The following is a 21,897-nucleotide window of genomic DNA, read 5'->3' as shown; positions in this document are numbered from 1 at the left end:
TAAGTTTTTTTACTATTTTTGCTGAAAATACATATAAGTGAAAAAACAATTATTGATGACGGGAATGCTCGCATTGTCGGGTATTTCTTTTGCACAGACCGATCGTTTATGGACTTCAAGCTCCAGTAAAATATCCTCTCCCGTTCTTGAAGACATGTCAGTTTTTGAAGATCCGAAGCTTTTTCATCTGAATATAAGCGGATTAAAAAATGTATTGGCAAAGGCTCCGAAAAGAGTAACAGAGAAATCTGAAGTCATTATCTCTTTCCCCAATTCAACCGGAAAAATGGAGCATTTCAAAGTAACGGAAAATTCTAATTTCGAACCGGAACTCGCTTCTAAATATCCGGATATCAAATCCTATCTCGGTGAAGGTGTCGAAGATCCTGCTTCAAAAGTTTATTTCAGCATTTCTTCTTTAGGGCTATCTTCTATGGAAATCTACAGAGACCAATCTGCTGTTTTTATTCAGCCTTATACAAGAGATCTTTCCACTTATATTGTTTATAAAAAGTCTGACAGAAAAGACCATTTGAACAAACTCGAATGTACAGTTTCTGATGCTGCTCAAAAAGGTAATTTAAATGTCGTAACCCATAAAAATGCGGATGATGCTACATTAAGAACGTTCAGACTTGCACTTTCCTGCACAGGAGAATATACATCTTATTTCGGAGGAACAAAAGCTCAGGCTTTAGCAGCCATGAATAATACCATGACCCGCGTGAATGGTATTTTTGAAAATGATTTTGGAGCAAGAATGGTCCTGATTTCCAATAATGATGATCTTATCTATACCAATGCCGCTACAGATCCCTATTCTTCCTCTTCACAAATGAAAAACTGGAATCTGGAGCTGATGAACAATCTGAGCTCTTCCATCGGAAATAATAATTTTGACATAGGACACCTTTTTGGCAGAGACGGCGGTGGCGGCAATGCAGGATGTATCGGATGTATTTGTGACAATGATATGTCTACTTACCAAAGTCAGGGTATAACCTACCCAAGCAGCTATAAGGGAAGCGGATATACTTCTCCGGCAAACGGTAATCCTTCGGGAGACACTTTTGATATAGATTTTGTAGCTCATGAAATGGGACATCAGTTCGGCGGAAATCATACATCTTCTTATCGCGTTGAACCGGATTTAAAATCTGTAGAACCAGGCTCAGGATCTACCATTATGGGCTATGCCGGCGTCACCAGTTATGATGTTCAAAATAATTCTGATCCGTTTTTTCATGCCATAAGTATTGAACAGATCACCAATAATATCAAAGCAAAAACCTGTTCTGTGAATACCAGTACCGGTAACTCAATTCCTACAGCCAATGCAGGTCCTGATTATATTATTCCTAAAAGCACTCCTTTTATGCTTACCGGATCAGGAACTGATGCTGATGGAGACCAGCTTACCTATATCTGGGAACAGATGGATAAAGGAACTTCTTCTGAAACAGGAGCTAATGCTGCAGCGCAGGAATCAAAAACTCGGGGGCCAATATTCAGATCATGGACACCTTCAGGTTCTCCGGTAAGATATTTTCCGACAATGTCTTCTATTTTGGCAGGTTCTCTCAAAACCGCAGGAACAGAAATAGATGTTGAGGCACTTCCTTCTGTAGCCAGAACTTTAAATTTCAGACTTACTGTTCGCGATAATAAAGCCGGAGGCGGAGCCAACAATTCCGATGATACAAAACTCACTGTTGATCCGGCAGCCGGACCATTTATGATAACCTCACAAAACACAGCTGTTTCTTATGTAAAAGGAAGCTCACAAACGGTTACATGGGATGTAGCAGGCACTACAGCAAATGGTGTGAATACCGCCAATGTAGATATCCTCTGGTCAACAGATAACGGCAGCACATGGACGGCACTTTTGGCCGGAACTCTTAATGATGGTTCGGAGAGTATTACAATTCCTGATACTTTAACCAACTCCGGAAGAATAATGATCAAAGGAAGCCATCATATTTTCTTTGATATCAATAATGCTAATATTTCAGTAAGAGATTCCAATGACGCTGCTGCTCCAGCCTCTACCGAAATCAAACTGTATCCCAATCCTGTAGAAAATATTCTTACCCTTACAAACACCAGTAATGAAGAATATAAAATTTACGACATGTCCGGCAGGCTTGTAAGTGGAGGAAACCTTGAAAGCGGAACGGTTAATGTCAATAAACTAACCAATGGAACTTACGTCATCCAAATTCCGGGATTCACAAAACAATTCATTAAAAAATAGAAAAAATAGATTTGAAACAATAAGCTGCTCATTCGGGCAGCTTTTTCGTTTATTGAAATACAAAATACAATCTTAAATCTATTTATCATTAAAATTAATTTCATAATAATAATTTATTTTAGATAAAACTACTAGCATTTGAGTTTTTTAATTTAAATTTATCGCATAACAATATTTCATTGTACCGTTTACCCAGATTGTATTTAAGGGAGCTCCAGATCGTTTTTGACATCTGATGTCTTTGCTTCTTTTGAGTTTATTTTGGCATGAATTGGTAATTTACGGTCAGAAATCACATTATTAATCCAGATTCCAATCCTTAATTTCTGCTATAGAACGGAAAACATCAGCAATACTTACGTCAGTATTTACTTAAGATCTTTATCAGAAAAGCGATGTTTCAAAAAGGTACCCTTCAAATACCTCTGTAATTTTAAAATAATTTAAAATTTTTTATATGAAACATTTATTTAAGTACATCTTTTTTTTAGCTATTGCTTCGTTCTCGGTTGCCTGCAGCTCTGACGATGACGACGTAATAGACATCAATCCGGATGTGACCACCGTCTTCTACAAAAATGCAGATGAACTGGCAGTAACCTATGACTCTAATAATTCGGTAAGCCAGGCCATAAGAAATCAAGCTTATGACTTATACAAAAGAGGAAAATGGAGTGAACTGGAATCTCTTTTTAAGGCTAATAATTTAAATGGCGGATGGCCGCCTGCCAACGGAGGTTATAATATTGTTGATGATGTTCCTTTAAAGGTTGGGCAGAAGTTCGACAGATACAGCGGCGCTGTCGGCAGTTATAACGGAGCCGGGGTTCCTACATTAGGAGGAAGCTTTACAAGCCCTATCATCAACGGATATGTTTATACTTTTACACAAAGGGCTCTAAACCAGCCTGAAGACAAATACGATTTTTATTATGAAATTGATGTACTGAACAACTCCATGCAGTTTAAAACCCAGACAGCAGACATTATTCCGTGGTTCAGCCAGGCAGGAAAAGGTAAACAAACGATGTGGAAAATTCCTATTGATATCAATACAGGTTACCAGAAAACATGGAATAAGCTGGCAGAAGAAGGCTATATTAAAATTACCATTAAGAGAAGCCCAAGCGGAAAATATCCTAACTTAGCAGGCACAGTTATTCAGCCATAAATCTGCTCAGATGTATTCATTATCAGAAAAAATAAACATTACCGGGAAAGCTTCTGTTGAAAAAAGCGTCTTTATCAATGATGAAGCTCTCCCATCAGCAACAACCACTTTCACCTGCTCTCATTGCGGAAACAAAAATAGAATTGCAATAGCACCTTATGAATCAGGGTTTCCTGTTCTGCAGTTGTATCATGAGGATAAAGTAGTATCTAAAAATGAATTGCTAAGCCATGGAATGGTCAACGGAACCTCTCAAAGAATGTTTCATTTCGGAGAATTGACAGTCAACGATCTGCCAACTTTATATTTTGGAACCGACTGTTCTTCCTGTCATTCCAGGTTCATCTGTCTATTCAGCTATGGAGAAAAGCAACCGGGATTAATGATACTTACCATCTCCGGAGTCTGGAATTATGAAGAGTCTAAATAATTGAGTATAATTGAATCACTTCAAAATAAAACCACAATTTTTACAGTTGTGGTTTTTTAATTTTCATGGATAAAATTTTCCCACTGTATAATACAGATTTTTACAGTTTTTTTTGTTTTAAGATAGGGTTGTATATTCAAAAACATTTTCCCAGGCACTTTATTTTTACATTTCCTGCTGTACATTTCACATTTTGCAAATCCTTTTCTATCTTTGTGGGAAATAAAAAAATTCATGGATAAAATTGATAGTCTGAACCAAGTAGCAGAATTCCATACTACTTTCAAAGCCCCTATTTTAGATACCCCACAAATTCCTTCTCCTGAAAGATGCAACCTGAGAGTAGAACTTTTACAGGAAGAATTAAACGAACTGAAACAAGCGATTGCTGACAATAATATTGTAGAAATTGCAGATGCATTGTGTGATCTTCAGTATGTTTTGAGTGGTGCGGTACTGGAATTCGGACTTGGCAACAAATTTGTAGAGCTATTCAACGAAGTTCAACGCTCCAATATGTCGAAAGCATGTGATAATGAAGAACAGGCAGAGGAAACTGTAGAATTTTACAAAGCGAAGGAAGTAGAATCTTTTTATGAAAAGTCCGGAGAAAAATTTAATGTTTACAGAAAGGCAGATCATAAAGTATTAAAAAACAAATACTACTCTCCTGCTGATTTAAAATCAATTATCGAAAAATAAAATATGAAAAAATTTATTACCAATATTGTTGCCTTTTCAACCTTGTTTTTGGCTTCACAGCAGCTTACTGCACAAAAAGTAGTGGTAAACCGTGAAGTTGAAACCCAGAATGACGGCAAAATGCTTTTGGGAAACCAGTTGAAAGAGCAGTTTTTAAAAGCTCCTTATGCAGATTGGTATGTGAAAGAACATGATGAGTATGTTCTTGATCAAAAAGCAGTCAGTGAATTAAAAAAAGAGAGAATCGGAACCTATGATATTATCGTTTTCATGGGAACCTGGTGTGAAGACAGCCACAGAGATTTTCCAAGACTGATGAAAATATTGGAAGCCGTAAGTTATCCGGAAAGTAAATTGAATATTATTGCTGTTAACCGTAAGAAAGAATCTCCTACCGGGGATGAAAGTCTGTACAATCTTCAGAAAGTTCCTACCATTATTCTGAAAAGATATGGAAAAGAAGTGGGCAGAATTATCGAAATGCCTACGACAGGATATATTGAAAGGGATTTGGTTCAAATTCTGAAAAAGAACGATTCATCTGTTATCAAAGAAATTTTTAAATAGATTTTGAGAAATTATAGAACAATATTATCTTTTGCTGCGGGTGCTGGCGCAATGGTACTGCTCTTTTTTGGCCTGAAATCCTGCCTGAATCTCGGAAATAAAACTGAAAAGTCAGATTATTATATCCTGACCAATCAAATTTCCAAGATGAATAAGATGGTCGTGATGGAACAGAATACATCCAGCATGCAGAAGACCAAAATGGGTTATGAGGTTTTTGGAAAAGAAGTTTCCAGCAACAGTATTATTACCTACACAAAGACTAATGCACAGGTTTCTTATGATCTCAACAAAATGAAGATTGAAGTAGATTCCATCAACAAAAAGCTGGTGATTACAGAACTTCCTGATGCTGAAATCAGAATTACACCAAGCGTTGAAATTCAGTCTTTGGATGATTCTTTCTTTAACAGGATTTCGGAGAAGGACATTAAAAATGTTACTCAAAAAGCTAAGGAAACCGCAGAGAAATCAATTGATCAGAATCAACTCAGAAGTGAAGGCCGCAAACAGCTCATGGAAAACCTGAATAATATTTTTGTGCTGGCCAAGGCTTTGAATTATGAAATAGAAGATAAAACGGGGAAAATTGGTATTCTGGGGCTTTAAGTTAAAATATTTCTGTTTGGCAAACCCTTTGAATGATATTATCCATATTGTTTACATTTAAAATTCAAACTCATGGATACAAAAGGAAAAACCACCAGGAAAGAATCTGCCAATACCGCAGAAACCCAAAAGCAAAATCAGGATTTCCAGAATATTCCTGCCGCATCAAAAAAGACCAATCCGCCTGATATTGATAAAGAAGATGTTCAGAAGTCTTCCGAAAACAAATCAGGAAAAACGGATAACACAAAAAAATAAAAGAGCTTTTAAGGCTTTATTTAATAATGAAAAACGAAAAGTTCCGTCTCATATGAGGCGGAACTTTTCTTTCTAACTATCTAACTGAACTTTTGTTTCTATACAATGGTAGATTTTCCGATCTTAATATTTTCAAAATTGTAATAAGACTTTTCAGAATATCTGATATGATCTGCAATAAAACTTCCCACTTCACTTGTGGAGTAATACTGTTTGCTATTAAGATCGATTGTGACATACTTATTCTCAATAGCATGTTCTACCGACTGTCTTAATTTTTCGGCTGCGGTCTTTAAACCAAGATGATCCAGCATCATCGCCACACTTAAAATAGAAGCAACAGGATTGGCAATTCCTTTTCCTTTCGCCTGCGGATAAGATCCGTGAATAGGCTCAAACAAAGCATTCTTCTCTCCTACTGAAGCAGATGGTAATAATCCGATAGAACCTCCGATCACACTTGCTTCATCGGAGATAATATCACCAAACATATTTTCCGTTACAATGACATCAAAATGCTTAGGATTAAGGATCAGCTGCATGGCTGCGTTGTCTACAAACATATAATCAAGCTCCACATCCGGATATTCCGGTGCAATTTCCTGACACGTCTTTCTCCACAATCTTGACGTATCCAAAACATTGGCTTTATCGATAAGCGTAAGCTTTTTCTTTCTTTTCTGTGCTTCCTGAAACGCCATATGCGCAATCGGAATAATATCTTCACGGCTGTATTTGCAGACATCATAAGCGTAAGCACCTTCCGGATCTGTAAATTTTTCACCAAAATAGATTCCGCTTACCAGTTCTCTGAAAATCTGAATATCAGCACCTTCAATAATTTCTCTTTTCAATGGGCTTTTATCAATCAGAGAGGCATAGGTTTTTAAAGGACGGATATTGGCAAACAATCCTAACTCCTTGCGAAGTTTCAATAATCCCTGTTCAGGTCTCACTTTCGCTTCCGGATTATTATCAAAAACCGGATCACCAATAGCTCCGAACAGTACAGCATCAGACTCTTTACAGATTTTCAGCGTTTCTTCGGGCAAAGGATTTCCAGTTTTAAAAATAGCCTCTGCACCGATTAATCCATATTCAAAATGGAATTTACATTGAAAAGCTTCAGCAATAGCATCTAATATTTTAATGCTTTCACCGATGATTTCCGGGCCAATCCCATCTCCGGGAAGAACCGCGATTTTAAAATAATTGTCGCTCATTTGCTTTTTGTGTTTTTAATTCAAATTCTGTGATCGTCTGCTTTCTGCTGATTAAAAAATCAATATCGTCATAGCCGTTCAGCAGGCATATTTTTTTATAAGAATCTAATTCAAAGGTTTCTGTGGTATCTTTAAAGCTGATGGACTGTAGTTCTACATCAATAGCGATTTCATTATCAGGATTTTCATTGATACCCTCTAAAATTTCTTTTAAAAATTCTTCGGAAACTTTTACAGGAAGAAGGCCGTTATTCAAAGCGTTTCCTTTAAAGATATCCGCGAAATAACTTGAAACAATGACCTTAAATCCATAATCCGTTAAAGACCAGGCAGCATGCTCACGACTGCTTCCACAACCGAAATTATTTCCTGCAACAAGAATCTCACCACCGAATTTGGGATTGTTTAAAACAAAGTCCGGATTCGGTTCTCCTGTATGAATATTGAATCTCCAGTCTCTGAACAGATTCTCTCCGAACCCTTTTCGGTCTATACTTTTAAGGAATCTTGCCGGAATAATCTGGTCTGTATCTATATTTTCTGCCGGCAATGGAACTGCGCGGGATTTTAAAACAACTAATTTTTGCATTTATTCTATATTGTTTAGACTTGGAACCACAAAAGGCACAAAAGTTTTCTTTTTTACTTTTCAATTAATTAACTGAAGTTCACATAAGAATGAAAATCAAAGATTTTCAAAAAGCTTAAGTGTTCTTTTTCTACAAGCAAATGAAACCTTCTTCTTAGTTAAGTGTTATCATCTTTTGTGTCTTTGTGGTTAAATTCTTTTTAGTTTAAACTTTCAAAAGCTGAAATTTTACCCTCTATGGCTGCTTTTGCTGCAGTAAGCGGGCTGGCAAGAATTGTCCTTGAGCCTTGTCCCTGTCTGCCTTCAAAGTTTCTGTTGGAAGTGGAAACACAATATTCTCCTTCAGGGATTTTATCGTCATTCATTGCCAGACATGCCGAACACCCCGGCTGACGAATCTGAAATCCGGCATCACTGAATATTTTATCCAAACCTTCTTCATAAATCTGTTTAACCACCTGTTGAGATCCGGGAACAATCAGTGCTTTTACAGCCTCAGATTTGCTTTTCCCTTTAATGTACTGGGCTGCAGAACGGAAATCTTCTATTCTTGCATTGGTACAGCTACCTATGAACACATAATTAACCTTGATACTGTTAACTGCCTGCCCGGCTTCCAGTCCCATATATTGTAAAGCTTTTTCTTCGGATTCATTTTGCGGTGCCGGAATAACTTCACGGATTGAAATCCCCATTCCCGGATTAGTACCGTAGGTGATCATAGGATAAATATCTGCAGCATCAAAGCTGAGTTCCTGATCAAAAACAGCGCCTTCATCTGTTTTCAAGGTTTTCCAATAGGCTACTTTTTCATTCCAGTCTTCTCCTTCCGGAGCGAATTTTCTTCCCTGTACGTATTCAAAAGTGGTTTCATCCGGAGCAATCATTCCGCCTCTCGCACCCATTTCAATACTCATGTTGCAGACGGTCATTCTTCCTTCCATTGACATTTCCTCGAATACACTACCAGCATATTCACAAAAATATCCTGTCCCTCCGTCTGTTCCTATTTTTGAAATGATATAAAGAATAACATCTTTAGGCTGAACATTTTCGTTTAATTTGCCATTCACGGTAATTCTCATAGATTTCGGCTTGTTCAGCAATAAACACTGGCTGGCAAATACCTGAGCTACCTGGCTGGTCCCAATCCCAAAGGCAATTGATCCAAATGCCCCATGGGTAGAGGTATGGCTGTCACCACACACAATACTCATTCCCGGCTGGGTAATCCCTAATTCCGGAGCGATGATATGAACAATTCCCTGATATGGGTGTCCCAATCCGAAAAGTTCAATATTATTTTTTTTACAGTTTTCTGTAAGCTGTTCTACCTGATTTCTTGAAAGATCATCTTTAATAGGCTGATCCTGATGCAATGTAGGTACATTGTGATCCGCAGTCGCAACAATCTGTTCCGGTCTGAAGATTTCCAGATTTCTGGATTCAAGTTCTGCGAAGGCCTGAGGGCTGGTTACCTCATGAATAAGATGTTTGTCTATATAAATGATCTGAGGTCCGTCAGGAATGGTTTCTACCACATGGGCGTCCCATACTTTATCAAAAAGTGTCTTTTTACTGTTGTTCATTTTTTACTTTATCTTGATTTTAAATCAAACCTATCCTATTTTTCTGGCGAAAGAATCCATCATAACACTCAGATCATCGTTGTCTATTTCTTTTTTAAGATCAGCGATTTTCAAAAACTCCTGATACAGATAATCAAGTTCATTTTTGGTAACCTCATAACCGATATGTTTGAAACGGTAAGCCAATGCTGAACGTCCGCTTCTGGCAGTAAGAATGATTGAAGAGGCATTCACACCTACTTCTGCAGGATCTATGATTTCGTACGTTTCCCTGTTTTTAATCACTCCGTCCTGATGAATTCCTGAGCTGTGAGCAAAAGCATTAGCTCCTACAATAGCTTTGTTGGGCTGTACAGACATTCCCATCAGATCAGAAACCATGGCACTCATTTCATTCAGCATTCTGGAATTCACATCGGTATGCAGATTCAGATTTTTATGCTGTTTTAAAATCATGACAACTTCTTCCAGTGCTGTATTTCCTGCTCTTTCTCCCAATCCGTTGATCGTACATTCAATCTGGCGGGCTCCATTAATTGCTCCGGCAATAGAATTGGCAGTAGCCAGTCCCAGATCGTTATGGCAATGACATGAAAGCACTGCTTTTTCAATTCCCTTTACATTTTCTTTCAGATATTTTATTTTCTGACCATACTCTTCCGGCAGGCAATATCCTGTGGTGTCAGGAATATTCAGAACAGTTGCTCCTGCTTTGATCACTGCTTCACATACTCTTGCCAGATACTCATTATCCGTTCTTCCGGCATCTTCAGCATAAAATTCAACGTCTTCAACATATGTTTTCGCATATTTTACTGCTTCTGCTGCTCTTTCAATAATATCTTCTCTTGTTGAGTTGAATTTGTATTTAATATGAGAATCCGAAGTTCCGATTCCTGTGTGGATTCTCGGTTTCTTTGCCAACTTCAGCGCTTCTGCTGCTACATCAATATCTTTTTTGTTCGCTCTTGTGAGTCCGCATACCTTCGCATTTTTCACCAGTTTTGAAATTTCTGAAACCGATTCAAAATCGCCGGGGCTGGAAATCGGGAATCCTGCCTCGATAATATCAATCCCTAATTCATCAAGCCTTTCAGCAATAACCAGTTTTTGTTCCGTATTCAGTTTGCATCCCGGAACCTGCTCCCCATCTCTCAGTGTTGTATCAAAAATTTCGATTTTTTCGGAATTCATAAGTGAAGTTTTTTACTTAATTTTGGCTCAAAACTACAGCTTGCGATATTTTTTCTTTTTCACTTTTTCTGAAAATTACAATACTCAACAGCTTAGAAAACAATTGTATTTATTTGTTAATCAATAATTTAATCCCCCAAAATTTACAATGGCAGAATTGCAGAAAGATTTTTTGTTTGTATTGGTAAAGTCATTGACGACCTCTGAAAAAAGACAGTTTAAGCTCTACGTAAACCGCCTCGGAATTAACGTAGATGCCAAATTCTTATTGTTATTTTCTGAGATGGACAAGATGAAAGAATATGACGAAAGTATTATTATTGAGAAAAAAATATCTACAAAACAACAGCTTTCTAATCTTAAGGCTCATCTTTACAAGCAGATTTTGGTGAGTCTCCGTATGAACCCGAGTCATCAGAATTATAGAATCCAGCTTCGCGAACAGTTAGATTTCGCCAATATTCTGTATCAGAAAGGACTTTACAAGCAGGCTTTAAAAATATTGGATAAAACCAAACAGACAGCACTGGAACTGGATGAAAAAAGTATTGCTTCGGAGATCATCGATCTTGAAAAAGTAATTGAATCACAGTTTATTACACGAAGTATCGAAGGTCGTGCCGAAGAGCTTATCAAACAATCTCAGGAGATCAGCAAACAGAACCGTTATACCACAAAACTGTCTAATCTTTCTTTGAAATTATACAGTGAAATGCTGACCCATGGTTATGTAAAAAATGATGCAGACCGGCAGGAAGTTATGGATATTTTTAACGCAGAGATTAAAAGTATTAACCCTGAAAAACTGAATTTTACGGAGAAATTATGGTATTACAAAGCCCATGTCTGGAAAAACCAGCTTTTACAGGACTATAAATATACCTTGAAATATGCTTATCAGTGGGTAGATCTTTTTCATAAGAAGCCTGAAATGATCTACAGCCACCCGGTTTGGTATATCAAAGGGAATACGTATCTGCTGAAAATCCTCTTTTTATATGGAAATATTGATATTCTGGAGGAACATTTCCAGAACTTCAATACAATGGTACATGCCGAGAATTTTGTTCAGAATGAGAACCTGCAGTCCCTTATTTTCCTTACCCACTACAATACGCTGATGAATATTCACTTTGTAAAAGGTGAATTTTTTACAGGAACCAAGCTTATTCCTGAGGTAGAATTAAAAATGGAAAAGCTCAGAGAAAGGATCGATGAACACCATTTTATGATTCTCTACCTTAAAATGGCAGCTATGTTCTTTGGCAGTAAAATGTTTGAAAAATCGATTGAATATTCTATGAGAGTTATAGAATCCAAAGGAAATGTTCAGGAAGATCTGTTGTTCCATACCCGGATTCTGATCTTAATGGCTAAATATGAATCAGGGAATGATGAGGATTATGATGAGTTTACTGCGTCAACTTTAAAGTTTGCGAAGAAAATGAAAAAGCCGGAAGAATTCCATTTTGAAAGCATTCAGTTTTTCAAGAATCTTAATAATCAGGTGCCGGATCAGCGACAGAAAGCATTTGAAAATTTTGATAAAAAACTGGAAGAGTATGCCGGCAATGAATATTACCGCCGATCATTATTCTATATCGATATTCATGGATGGATTAAATCTAAAGTTCAGAATGTGGACGTAATTGAGATTATCAAGCAGAAAGTGAAGTATAAAAGAAAGCATTAAATAAGAATATATAAAAATATATTTTTCAATAATTTACAATATTTTATTTCATGTAAAATAAAACATCAAAAAAACATTTTTTAATATAATCTTTTATAGATTTAGGTATTAACAGGTCGCTCCTCCGGAGCTCTGATTTAAAACCAAATATTTTAACAGTTAGCTCCTATTGGGGCTGCTTATGATCCTGTCGGGATCTTCTGTTAGTAGAAAATGATGAAGTCCGTAAAAATAAAGCTCCGGAGGAGCGACCTGTTCATTATGCTGTGATGTAATCGGATGATGATTTTATTTATACATCTTCTTTATAAAATTCAATGCATTTCTATGACTGATTTTTTCCATCAGTTCATGTGAAAAACGCTTCTCAATTTCTTTATTGATAGCATTAAATGCAGATGCATCATCATATCCTTTAAAGAAAAATGGATGACGGGATTTATCAGGATGGTTTTTACAGAAGAAAAAATCGGCACCATACGCAACTGCATCTTCTCCGCCCAAATCAAGGCCATACTGAATATGTTCATATAACATTTCCGGATTTGTATCATCGACACAATTGCGGATAAAATTGAGTCCGATTAACCCTTTTCTTTTAATCACTTCTTTTGCCAGTTCATCGGGAAGATTTCTCTTTTTATCATGTACCTGTCTGTAGTTGGAATGGCTTGCGATAACAGGAATTTTGTAGTTTCTCTGATCAATATAATTAAGAATTCCGTAGGCAAGCTGATCACTGGTATGAGCCAGATCAACAGCAATATTTTTTTCTGAGAAATAGTCAAGCAAGACTTTTCCGTCATCTTTCAACCCTACATCGGAATTATTTCCTCCTCCAAAGCGGTTTTCAGTATGATGGGTTATTCCAAGGTAAAGAATTCGTTGTGTTTTTTCAATGATCGCTTCCAGATTTTTAAAACCCGTTTCCAAAGTGTCATCTTCGCCACAGAAGCCGGATGCATTTTCAATAGAAGCGATAACTCCTACTTTATCGGTGTTTTCGGAATTTTTATAGTTTTCACCATCCAATAAGAAAAAATTTTCGTTTTGAAGGAGATCTGAAAATATTTCGCTCTGTTTTGCTCCGTAAGCAGTACTATCTTGCCCTGTCGCAGAGTATATAGCCATCACCTGAAGCTTTACATTTCCTTCTTTTAAATAAGGAAGTGAACAGCCAAGCTCTTTGTCATCAGTTAATGAGCCCGGCTCCAGTAAATAGCATAATAAATCGCAGTGAAGGTCAATATTTATAGCATTCATATTAATTGTAATTAACTTATTTTTAAAGACTTACAAATAGACTAAGTATCTTAATATTGGTATTATCATGAATAAAAAATCAAAGGTATTTTTCTATGAAAAACGAAATATGGAATTCAGTGAGACTAAAACCATCTGCATCTTTTACATTTTTAATATTAATTCTCATTCTAAATATATGCTAATATAGTATTTTATCTAAAAATTCCGTATTTTTGCATCTTAAAATTTCTTAGTAAACAATGATAAAAATTACACTTCCAGACAATAGTGTCAAAGAATTCGAGGGAGCAGTGACTCCCCTTGATGTGGCAAAATCTATAAGCGAGGGATTGGCTAGAAACACCATTTCCGCAATTGTTAATGACAAACAAGTAGAAACGACCACACCTATAACCACGGATTCTACGGTACAGCTTTTGACCTGGAATGATGATCTTGGAAAGAAGGCTTTCTGGCACTCTTCTGCCCACCTTCTGGCGCAGGCAATCCTTGAGTTTTATCCTGATGCTAAGTTGACCATCGGTCCTGCTATCGAAAGTGGATTCTACTATGATGTAGATTTCGGGGATGAAAGTCTATCTGAAAAAGATTTTGAGAAGATTGAGAAAAAGATCCTGGAAAATGCGAAGAAAGGCTCTACCTTCTCTTTATATCCGGTTTCTAAAGAAGAAGCCTTGAAGACGTATGCAGATAACCCTTACAAAGTGGAATTGATCTCTAATCTTAATGATGGAGAAATCACTTTTGTAACACACGATAACTTCACAGATTTATGTCGTGGTGGTCATATTCCGAATACAGGAATCGTAAAAGCGGTTAAAATATTAAATGCAGCAGGAGCTTACTGGAGAGGGAATGAAAAGAACCCGCAATTAACAAGAGTATATGGTATTTCTTTCCCTAAGCAGAAAGATCTTACAGAATATCTTGAAAGATTGGAAGAAGCCAAAAGAAGAGACCACAGAAAATTAGGTAAAGAACTTGGAATCTTCGCATTCTCTGAAAAAGTAGGTGCAGGTTTACCACTTTGGCTGCCAAAAGGTACTGCTTTAAGAAGAAAACTGGAGAATTTCCTTTCTGATGCTCAGAAAAAAGGAGGTTATGAATTCGTAATGTCTCCACACATCGGGGCAAAAGAATTATATGTAACTTCAGGACACTGGGACAAATATGGAGAAGACAGCTTCCAGCCGATTAAAACGCCGAACGAAGGAGAAGAATTCCTGTTGAAGCCAATGAATTGTCCTCACCACTGTGAAATTTACAAAACTTCACAATGGAGCTACAGAGACTTGCCAAAAAGATATGCAGAATTTGGTACGGTATACAGATATGAGCAAAGTGGAGAGCTTCACGGATTGACAAGAGTTCGTGGATTTACTCAGGATGATGCTCACCTTTTCTGTACTCCGGATCAGCTTTCTGAAGAATTTGAAAAAGTAATTGATCTTACGTTGTATGTATTCAAATCTTTAGGTTTTGAAGATTTTGTGACTCAGGTTTCATTAAGAGATCCTGAAAACAAGCAAAAGTATATCGGTTCTGATGAAAACTGGGAGAAAGCAGAAAGTGCGATCATCAATGCAGCTCAAAAGAAAGGTTTAAAAACAGTAGTAGAATACGGCGAAGCGGCATTCTATGGTCCTAAGCTTGACTTCATGGTGAAAGATGCTTTAGGAAGAAAATGGCAGTTAGGAACAATTCAGGTAGATTATAACTTACCGGAAAGATTTGATCTTCACTATATCGGAAATGATAATGAAAAACACAGACCGGTGATGATCCACAGAGCACCTTTCGGTTCTATGGAGCGTTTTATCGCTATTCTGCTGGAAAACACTGCAGGTGATTTCCCGTTATGGCTAAGCCCGGATCAGTTTATTATTCTACCAATCAGTGAAAAATATGTAGATTATTCAAAAAAAGTTTCACAATTTTTGGAAAATCACGATATTAGCGGTCAGATTGATGAAAGAAACGAGAAGACAGGTAAAAAGATCCGTGATGCTGAATTGAAGAAAATCCCTTTCATGCTTGTTGTAGGAGAAAATGAAGAGAAAGAAGGCACGATTTCTGTAAGAAGACGTGGTGAAGGAGATCTTGGAGCGATGAAGCTGGAGGATTTCGTTGCTTACTTCAAAAAAGAGGCAGCAATCTAAATTTTAAATAAAAAGATTGAAGGATTAAAAAATTAATAAAGTCTTTCAATTTTAAATATTTAAATCAATTAAATTAAGTAATTAACCAATAAAATTATAATACAATAGCACAAAGATTTAACAACAGGGGCCCACAGAGACGTCCGGTACAAGAGGACGCTCACTTGATCAACGATAAAATTCGTGTGAGAGAGCTTCGTTTAGTGGGCGATAACGTAGAGCCAGGAATTTATCCAATTGACAAAGCAAGACAAATTGCTGCGGAACAGGAATTGGATTTAGTAGTAATTTCTGACAAGGCAGAACCATTTATTGCAAGAGTATTGGAATATAAGAAATTCTTATACGAGCAAAAGAAAAAACAGAAGGAACTTAAAGCCAAGCAGGTAAAAGTGGTCGTAAAAGAGATCCGTTTCGGACCTCAGACTGATGATCATGATTACGAATTCAAAAAGAAGCATGCTGAAAAATTCCTTGAAGAAGGTTCTAAATTAAAAACCTACGTATTTTTTAAAGGACGTTCGATTATCTTTAAGGACCAGGGAGAAATTTTGCTTTTAAAACTTGCTCAGGAACTTGAGCATGTGGGTAAAGTAGACCAGCTTCCTAAACTTGAAGGAAAAAGGATGATTATGATGATGAGTCCTAAAAAACCAGCAAAATAATTAAGTCATTATTTTATATAAAGAAACCTCAAATTACTTTGAGGTTTTTTTTATGCTAATGTTTTAAAAAAGATTGTGCCGGAGGCTACTCTGCTGTTTATCCTTCAAAATCCCCGCAATCATGCTCTGTGAAAAGGGGCAAAACTTTTTTGGTGGTAAAATATTTCGAAACTCTCTTGTTTTTTAACTCCAGCTTTTTACCTTCTATAACGAGTTCATAGACAGGTGCTTTATCTATTTGAGTTAAAATATAGGTTCTTTCCGGTGTTTTAAAAATCGTTTTGTTTCCTTCAGTAGTGTATGAAAAATCATCAATTTCAAAAGTGTCTTTTTCATCACAGACGTTGGTCCATCTGATCTGCTTCTTCGTTATAGAAAGACTGGCCAAATCGCATGAGTAACAGTTCCCGGAGAATTCTATACCATATTTATCATGCACATTGGGGCTTTTACTATTCAATACGTCAATAGGAACCAAGGTTGAAAAATCATCGGGTATTTCTACTATTTCCGGATCATTCTTCACGGGTTCCGGTTGAGATGCTGCCACTTCTATTTGAGTTTCCGGAGAAGTATTTGTTTCTGTTTTTTTGTCTGAAGAAGGTGAACAGGATGCTAATAAAGCAGTCGCCACCGAAAGGCTGATTATTAAGTTTTTCATTCTTATAAAGTAAATTACAATATTGGGGTTATCATTTTGTAAAATTCTCCAAAATCCTTTGTTCAAAACATCCCTGTTTTCGGCCATTTATTCCCTATATCAGGCGGTTTTGTTGGCTGCTGGTCTTAATACTGATACATTTGCGCAAAAATATAAAAATGAAAGTCATCAATCAATTCTTTATATCATCCCTGGTAATTCTTGCAGGATGTAACCAGAAGGATAAAACATCAGAAACACATAATGTAAAAACTGAAGTAAAGCAGAAAACGGTAACATTTGCCGATTTCAAAAAAATACAAGGCGTGGACAATGTTCAGGAGGTACCGTTTCAATTATTTACTAAACTGGATTCTGTACAGTTTTTTACCGCGCCGAGTACAGATGCTCCCTATTTGAAAATGCCTTACAATAAACTCGATAATTATTATGGATTTGAAGAGTTTGAGGACTTCTATTCTATTCATTACAGCATTAATAATAACATTTCGAACAGTATTGAAGCGTTTGTCCTGAAGTCGGAATTCACACCGGCATACGAACTTACGTTAAATGGGGTTGACCTTTATGAGATCAGAAGCAGCACTTTTAGAGAATCTAGTGATTTTAAGAATAAATCTTTTAAGAAATTCGGAACCATCGTGGAGATTTCAGAACATGAATTTAAAGCCAGTTCAAAAAAACAAATCGGTGAACATTTGACAAAAAATCCCAATATACAACTGCAGGCAGATAACTGGGTATATAAAGAAAACGGCAGGGAAGATGTAATTACGCAACATGAAAGTGTCTCTACCGAGACCGGACCGCTTGCCAATGAATATGTAGGAAGGTCGCCTTATTTAAACCTGGAAGTATTCAAAGAAAATTCTGATGAAGTTGCAGATTCCTACTATTCTTTTTACAGTCTAAAAAATGCAGTTATGTTTGAACTGGGTACCGAAGGTTATCCGCAAATTCTTCCTTCCAAAGACTGGGTTACCTTCGTTTCTTCCAATCATGATGTGGGGAGTAATTTTGTTATTTCCAGATACTTTCCTCAAACTAACAAACAGGACAACCTTTTATATGTGAATTTCACCAACTTTAAAATAGCAGATGATAAAAAGGCTTTCTGGACTGATAATAACACCTTCTACGCAGAAGTCTACCCTCTTAATTCAGCTTCTGGAAATGGTAAAAAACAGAAAACGGCTTATGTAAAAATCCAGCTGAAGGCTGACCTGTTTTAATTTGATGAGATAAAAACCCCTGAAATCAGCGAGTGTACAGGGAAATAAAGTCTAATATCTTTGCTGCAATTATTTAAAGAGATACAATGAAAAAATTAAGTTTGACCCTTCTTTTTTGTTTAGTAAGTTTTATGACTTTTGCACAGTCTTTAAAAGTCGTTATTAAACAGGACGGAAAAGTAATTGAACCCGTGAATGATGTTTATGAATTGAAAAAATCTCCCTTTTTATTTGAAATCACATCTTCCAATCTGGAAGGATTTTTAGTGGGTGCCACAACAAATAAAGACATCTATGCAGGAGCTTTGGGCATTTTGAATACTGAAGTTCAATGGTTCCAGAATACAGGTATGGCCGAGGAGCTTTACAACAAGGATAAAGAAATGTTTCTGATGGATTCCGCACCTTCATACTGGTATTACACAGATGCAAAAGATCACAGATTTGATAAAAATCCTAAAGGCAATGCAAAGCAATGGACTGCAACCCGTACGATTACAAGATTTTATGATATCATGGTAGATCAACCCATCAGTTTAAAAGATTTTGACGGCAGCGTTTTCATCCTGATGTATCAGCCGGTTTACAATGACGAATATGATTTAGTAGACAAAAAGAATCTGTTCCAGGCTGCGTTGAAATTCAAAGATTAACCGTACACACCCAAATTATTTGATTATATAAGAAAAAGGCTGCTTACATGATGTGAGCAGCCTTTTTTCCGGATGATTATTTTATTCGATAATCAAGCCGTATTCTATAGCTAATTTTATAGCTGAACTCAGGTTGGAGGTCTGAAATTTTTCGATAAGATTTTTGCGGTGGCTTTCTACCGTGTGCGGACTTATAAAAAGCTTTTCCGCCATTTGATTGGTAGTAAGCCCTTTTGCTGCTTCACCCAGAATTTCTTTTTCTCTTCGTGTCAGTTTCGGAACCTGACTTAATCCGTCTGTTGATTTTTTCTCCAGAACAGCTTTGGTTTGAGAGCATAAAAACCTGTTACCGGAATATACAGAGGTGATTCCTTCAAGGATTTCGGAAACCGAAGCATTTTTTTGAATATATCCCAAAGCCCCTTCAGCAAGAGTACTGTTGATGACGGGCAGTTCGTTATGAACACTCAGGATAATAATCTGAAGGTTGCTGTACTTTTTCTTTAAAGGCTTGATGAGTTCAATGCTGTTGATATCTGCCAGATTAATGTCGAGCAGCAGAATATCAACCGCCTGTTTTGCAAGGCCTGCATTCATTTCGGAGACACTCTTGAAACAATCTACGACATCTATTGTTTCGCTGTTTCCTAAAATATTTTTCAGTCCTTCCAATAGAAGCGGATGATCGTCTGTTATGGCTACTTTTATCATGTTAATGAATAGGGATTTGAAGTTCTATACTGGTGCCAATATTCAATTCGGAGGTGATATTCATGGTTCCTTTTAAAAACTGGACTCTTAATTCTATATTGTGAAAACCTGCTGTTTTTCTAACGTCTAAATTAGTATGATCGAAACCTTTACCGTTATCCTCTACCGTAAGATTTATTAGGTTTTCTTCTTCGCTTACCTGAATGATAATTTCAGAGGTATCGGCATGTTTTATCGCATTGTTAACCAGTTCCTGGATGATTCTGTAAATAACCAGCTGTTTTTCCTTCGATATGGAATTGCTGTAATTGATAAACTCTGTATGGATTTCCAGAGCATGATTGGAAATTCGTGAAGCAAACTCCTGAATAGCCACTTCCAGACCGTATTTTGTTAATAAATCAGGCATTAGATTATGCGCCACCCTTCTCAGTTCTTCTACAGCACCATCGATCTGTTCAATTGATTTTGAAATTCCTTCCTCTATATTTTCAGCCTGATCAGGATTTAAATAAGACAGTTGGTGTTTCGTTCCTGAAAGCAAACCTCCCAGTCCGTCATGGAGATCACGGGCCAGACGGCCACGCTCCTGCTCCTGCCCTTCAAGCAATGCAGTAAGGGTAGATATTTTCGAGTTTTGTTTTTCCTGTTCCATGGCTAAAGCATGCAATTCGTCTCTTCGTTTAATAGACCTGGCACGTTGTTTATAGGCATACAGCAACAAGAGGATCAAGACGATGAAAAAGATAATAAAAAAAATGTAGTACGTATTGATCTTTTCCTTGAACGCCAGAAGCTTTTTAAAGGTATTAATATCGTTATTCTTCTGTTGGGTTTCCAGTTTTGCCAAACGAAGCTGCTGTTCTTTTTTCTCGGATTCAAGTTCTGAAAATTTCAGTCGCTCACGTTGGTTTTCTTCTACCAATTTTAGGTTGTTGTAAACCTGTTCACGCTGTGCACGCAAAATATTAATAAGCTTAATTTCCTGAGCTTTCTTGTCGCTTTCGAGCTGTAGCTTGATGTATTTCTGTTCCTGCCGTTCTTTATCAAACTGGGATTCTAATCTTTTGGTGATATCCAGTTTTTCCTGATCGTAAATGCTCTTGTATTGATCAACATAGCTTTTATAATAAGTCAGTGCTTCTTTATAATTGCCCTGCTCTTCACTAATTCTGGATAGAGATTCAAGGATAGACAGTTCTATCATATGATTTCTTACCGGGCTTTTCCCAATTTCCACGGAGGCTTTCAGAAAATAAGATTTGGCTAAATCATAATTTTTATCCTGCAATGCCAATTCTGCCAGAATTCCAAAGGAAGAAGCAATGTGAATAGCATCACCAATCTCCAGGCTCACTTTATTGGCTAACTGCGCATATTGCATAGCTTTATTACTGTCAAACCCAGTATATAAATTAGCTAAATTGATGGCAGCATATGAGAGGCTGTTTCTGCTAAGCATCGCATCTTTATTTTTATTAAAAGTAGCAATAGCCTGTAAATAATACTGTTCTGTTTTATTTCGAAACATTGTATTGGATGGCTCCTGTGTATATTTTTGTTCATATACGTAGCCCATCCGCATGTAAGCATCAAAGATAAGATTGGGATCATTTTGTTTGGAAGCTAACAATAGAAATTGTTTGCTGTATTTTTCTTCCAGCTGATATTCATTCAGGTCAGAATAAATGGCAGATAATTCCTTGGCTGCATTACCCAATCTTCCATATAGTGTGGAAGTGGTTGGTGAGTTTTCATAATATTCGATCGCTTTCAGGTAAGCAGCGACAGCATCGGTCGTTTTATTATTACGTACCAGAATCCAGCCTTTTGCGTATTGTACATAACCTTTTGCTTCATTACTATTCGTTTTTAAGCTGTAGGCCTTTGCCATATCGAGGCTTTTTGAAGACTCCGCGGTTTTATTATCCAGCCGGTAATTCATGGCCTGCACCGCGTACAAAATTGTGGCATACTTTCCATCCGCCTGTCTTGCAGCAAGGGAAATATTAGTATCTAAAATCTGGTAAGATTTGGGCTTAAGATTATGAAAAAATAATGCTGTAGCGTACTTGGGAGCCAGGTTGAGCTGTTCTGCCGTATTGTTTGAGGCATGGCTGTATTCTCTTTCTAATTTGCTTAAAACATCCTGTGCCTGAACAAAAAACGGACAAATAAGTAAAGTAAATATAAGTAATAACCTGTGCATCAAACCCTTATCTTTATTAAATTGCATTCCATTAAGGAACGTAAATATAGGTAAATCCC

Annotated in this window: 20 protein-coding genes; 12 read left to right on the top strand and 8 right to left on the bottom strand. The window is 36.9% G+C overall.

Annotation, left to right across the window (positions count from 1 at the left end; genetic code table 11):
- The first annotated feature begins 37 nt into the window (after positions 1–37).
- The 7 genes from DEU40_RS05150 to DEU40_RS05115 all read left to right on the top strand — a co-directional run bounded on the left by DEU40_RS05150 (position 38) and on the right by DEU40_RS05115 (position 5,994).
- Positions 38–2,257 carry a zinc-dependent metalloprotease gene (locus tag DEU40_RS05150; RefSeq protein ID WP_110008834.1) on the top strand — a complete coding sequence of 740 codons (2,220 nt, stop codon included), beginning with the start codon at positions 38–40 and terminating at the stop codon, positions 2,255–2,257.
- Between the two features lie 457 nt (positions 2,258–2,714).
- On the top strand, positions 2,715–3,428 hold the full coding sequence (locus DEU40_RS05145) for a glycohydrolase toxin TNT-related protein (protein ID WP_110008833.1): 714 nt from the start codon (positions 2,715–2,717) through the stop codon (positions 3,426–3,428).
- 10 nt (positions 3,429–3,438) lie between these two features.
- Positions 3,439–3,858, top strand: coding sequence for a hypothetical protein (locus tag DEU40_RS05140; protein ID WP_110008832.1), 420 nt, complete (start codon positions 3,439–3,441; stop codon positions 3,856–3,858).
- Positions 3,859–4,092: 234 nt separating this feature from the next.
- Positions 4,093–4,560, top strand: a complete 468-nt coding sequence (locus tag DEU40_RS05130; protein ID WP_110008830.1) for a nucleoside triphosphate pyrophosphohydrolase family protein — start codon at positions 4,093–4,095, stop codon at positions 4,558–4,560.
- A 3-nt stretch (positions 4,561–4,563) separates the two neighbouring features.
- Entirely contained in the window at positions 4,564–5,127 is a 564-nt protein-coding gene (locus tag DEU40_RS05125; protein WP_110008829.1) for a TlpA family protein disulfide reductase, read from the top strand.
- A gap of 3 nt (positions 5,128–5,130) precedes the next feature.
- Complete coding sequence (locus tag DEU40_RS05120) at positions 5,131–5,736, top strand: DUF4230 domain-containing protein (protein WP_110008828.1); 606 nt, start codon at positions 5,131–5,133, stop codon at positions 5,734–5,736.
- Between the two features lie 72 nt (positions 5,737–5,808).
- Positions 5,809–5,994, top strand: a complete 186-nt coding sequence (locus DEU40_RS05115) for a hypothetical protein (RefSeq protein WP_110008827.1) — start codon at positions 5,809–5,811, stop codon at positions 5,992–5,994.
- A 98-nt stretch (positions 5,995–6,092) separates the two neighbouring features.
- Here DEU40_RS05115 and leuB read toward each other — a convergent pair whose 3' ends face one another.
- From leuB to DEU40_RS05095, 4 genes are all read right to left on the bottom strand, one after another.
- Positions 6,093–7,217, bottom strand: coding sequence for a 3-isopropylmalate dehydrogenase (gene leuB / locus DEU40_RS05110; protein WP_110008826.1), 1,125 nt, complete (start codon positions 7,215–7,217; stop codon positions 6,093–6,095).
- Complete coding sequence (gene leuD, locus DEU40_RS05105; RefSeq protein ID WP_062669734.1) at positions 7,198–7,806, bottom strand: 3-isopropylmalate dehydratase small subunit; 609 nt, start codon at positions 7,804–7,806, stop codon at positions 7,198–7,200. The genes leuB and leuD overlap by 20 nt, the downstream gene beginning before the upstream one ends.
- A gap of 200 nt (positions 7,807–8,006) precedes the next feature.
- Complete coding sequence (gene leuC, locus DEU40_RS05100; RefSeq protein ID WP_110008825.1) at positions 8,007–9,395, bottom strand: 3-isopropylmalate dehydratase large subunit; 1,389 nt, start codon at positions 9,393–9,395, stop codon at positions 8,007–8,009.
- Positions 9,396–9,425: 30 nt separating this feature from the next.
- Positions 9,426–10,589, bottom strand: a complete 1,164-nt coding sequence (locus DEU40_RS05095; RefSeq protein WP_110008824.1) for a 2-isopropylmalate synthase — start codon at positions 10,587–10,589, stop codon at positions 9,426–9,428.
- Between the two features lie 148 nt (positions 10,590–10,737).
- Here DEU40_RS05095 and DEU40_RS05090 point away from each other — a divergent pair, with 148 nt between their 5' ends.
- Positions 10,738–12,282 (top strand): hypothetical protein, encoded by a 1,545-nt coding sequence (locus DEU40_RS05090; protein ID WP_110008823.1) that lies wholly within the window; start codon positions 10,738–10,740, stop codon positions 12,280–12,282.
- Positions 12,283–12,570: 288 nt separating this feature from the next.
- Here the strand turns inward: DEU40_RS05090 and DEU40_RS05085 are convergent, their stop codons facing one another.
- Positions 12,571–13,545, bottom strand: coding sequence for a dipeptidase (locus tag DEU40_RS05085; protein WP_110008822.1), 975 nt, complete (start codon positions 13,543–13,545; stop codon positions 12,571–12,573).
- Between the two features lie 242 nt (positions 13,546–13,787).
- On the opposite strand from DEU40_RS05085, the gene thrS reads away from it, so the two are divergent.
- Together thrS and infC are read left to right on the top strand one after the other, a co-directional pair.
- Positions 13,788–15,707, top strand: a complete 1,920-nt coding sequence (thrS, locus tag DEU40_RS05080; RefSeq protein ID WP_110008821.1) for a threonine--tRNA ligase — start codon at positions 13,788–13,790, stop codon at positions 15,705–15,707.
- Positions 15,708–15,871: 164 nt separating this feature from the next.
- A complete protein-coding gene (gene infC / locus DEU40_RS05075; protein WP_027372223.1) occupies positions 15,872–16,372 on the top strand; it encodes a translation initiation factor IF-3 in 501 nt (166 codons plus the stop codon).
- A 97-nt stretch (positions 16,373–16,469) separates the two neighbouring features.
- Here the strand turns inward: infC and DEU40_RS05070 are convergent, their stop codons facing one another.
- On the bottom strand, positions 16,470–17,033 hold the full coding sequence (locus DEU40_RS05070) for a hypothetical protein (RefSeq protein ID WP_146207827.1): 564 nt from the start codon (positions 17,031–17,033) through the stop codon (positions 16,470–16,472).
- Between the two features lie 158 nt (positions 17,034–17,191).
- On the opposite strand from DEU40_RS05070, the gene DEU40_RS05065 reads away from it, so the two are divergent.
- Both DEU40_RS05065 and DEU40_RS05060 read left to right on the top strand, forming a co-directional pair.
- Positions 17,192–18,265, top strand: a complete 1,074-nt coding sequence (locus tag DEU40_RS05065) for a resolvase (RefSeq protein ID WP_110008819.1) — start codon at positions 17,192–17,194, stop codon at positions 18,263–18,265.
- Positions 18,266–18,351: 86 nt separating this feature from the next.
- A complete protein-coding gene (locus DEU40_RS05060; RefSeq protein WP_110008818.1) occupies positions 18,352–18,918 on the top strand; it encodes a hypothetical protein in 567 nt (188 codons plus the stop codon).
- Positions 18,919–18,999: 81 nt separating this feature from the next.
- Here the strand turns inward: DEU40_RS05060 and DEU40_RS05055 are convergent, their stop codons facing one another.
- Positions 19,000–19,629: a response regulator transcription factor gene (locus tag DEU40_RS05055; RefSeq protein ID WP_110008817.1), complete on the bottom strand. Its 630-nt coding sequence runs from the start codon at positions 19,627–19,629 to the stop codon at positions 19,000–19,002.
- A 1-nt stretch (position 19,630) separates the two neighbouring features.
- Positions 19,631–21,838, bottom strand: coding sequence for a histidine kinase (locus tag DEU40_RS05050; protein WP_110008907.1), 2,208 nt, complete (start codon positions 21,836–21,838; stop codon positions 19,631–19,633).
- Between the last annotated feature and the right edge of the window lie 59 nt (positions 21,839–21,897).

The sequence above is a fragment of the Chryseobacterium sp. AG844 genome, from assembly GCF_003182335.1.
GTDB classification, from domain to species: domain Bacteria; phylum Bacteroidota; class Bacteroidia; order Flavobacteriales; family Weeksellaceae; genus Chryseobacterium; species Chryseobacterium cupriresistens.
The sequence above is the reverse complement of the archived record's forward strand: the minus strand, read 5'-3'. Positions and strand labels throughout refer to the sequence as shown.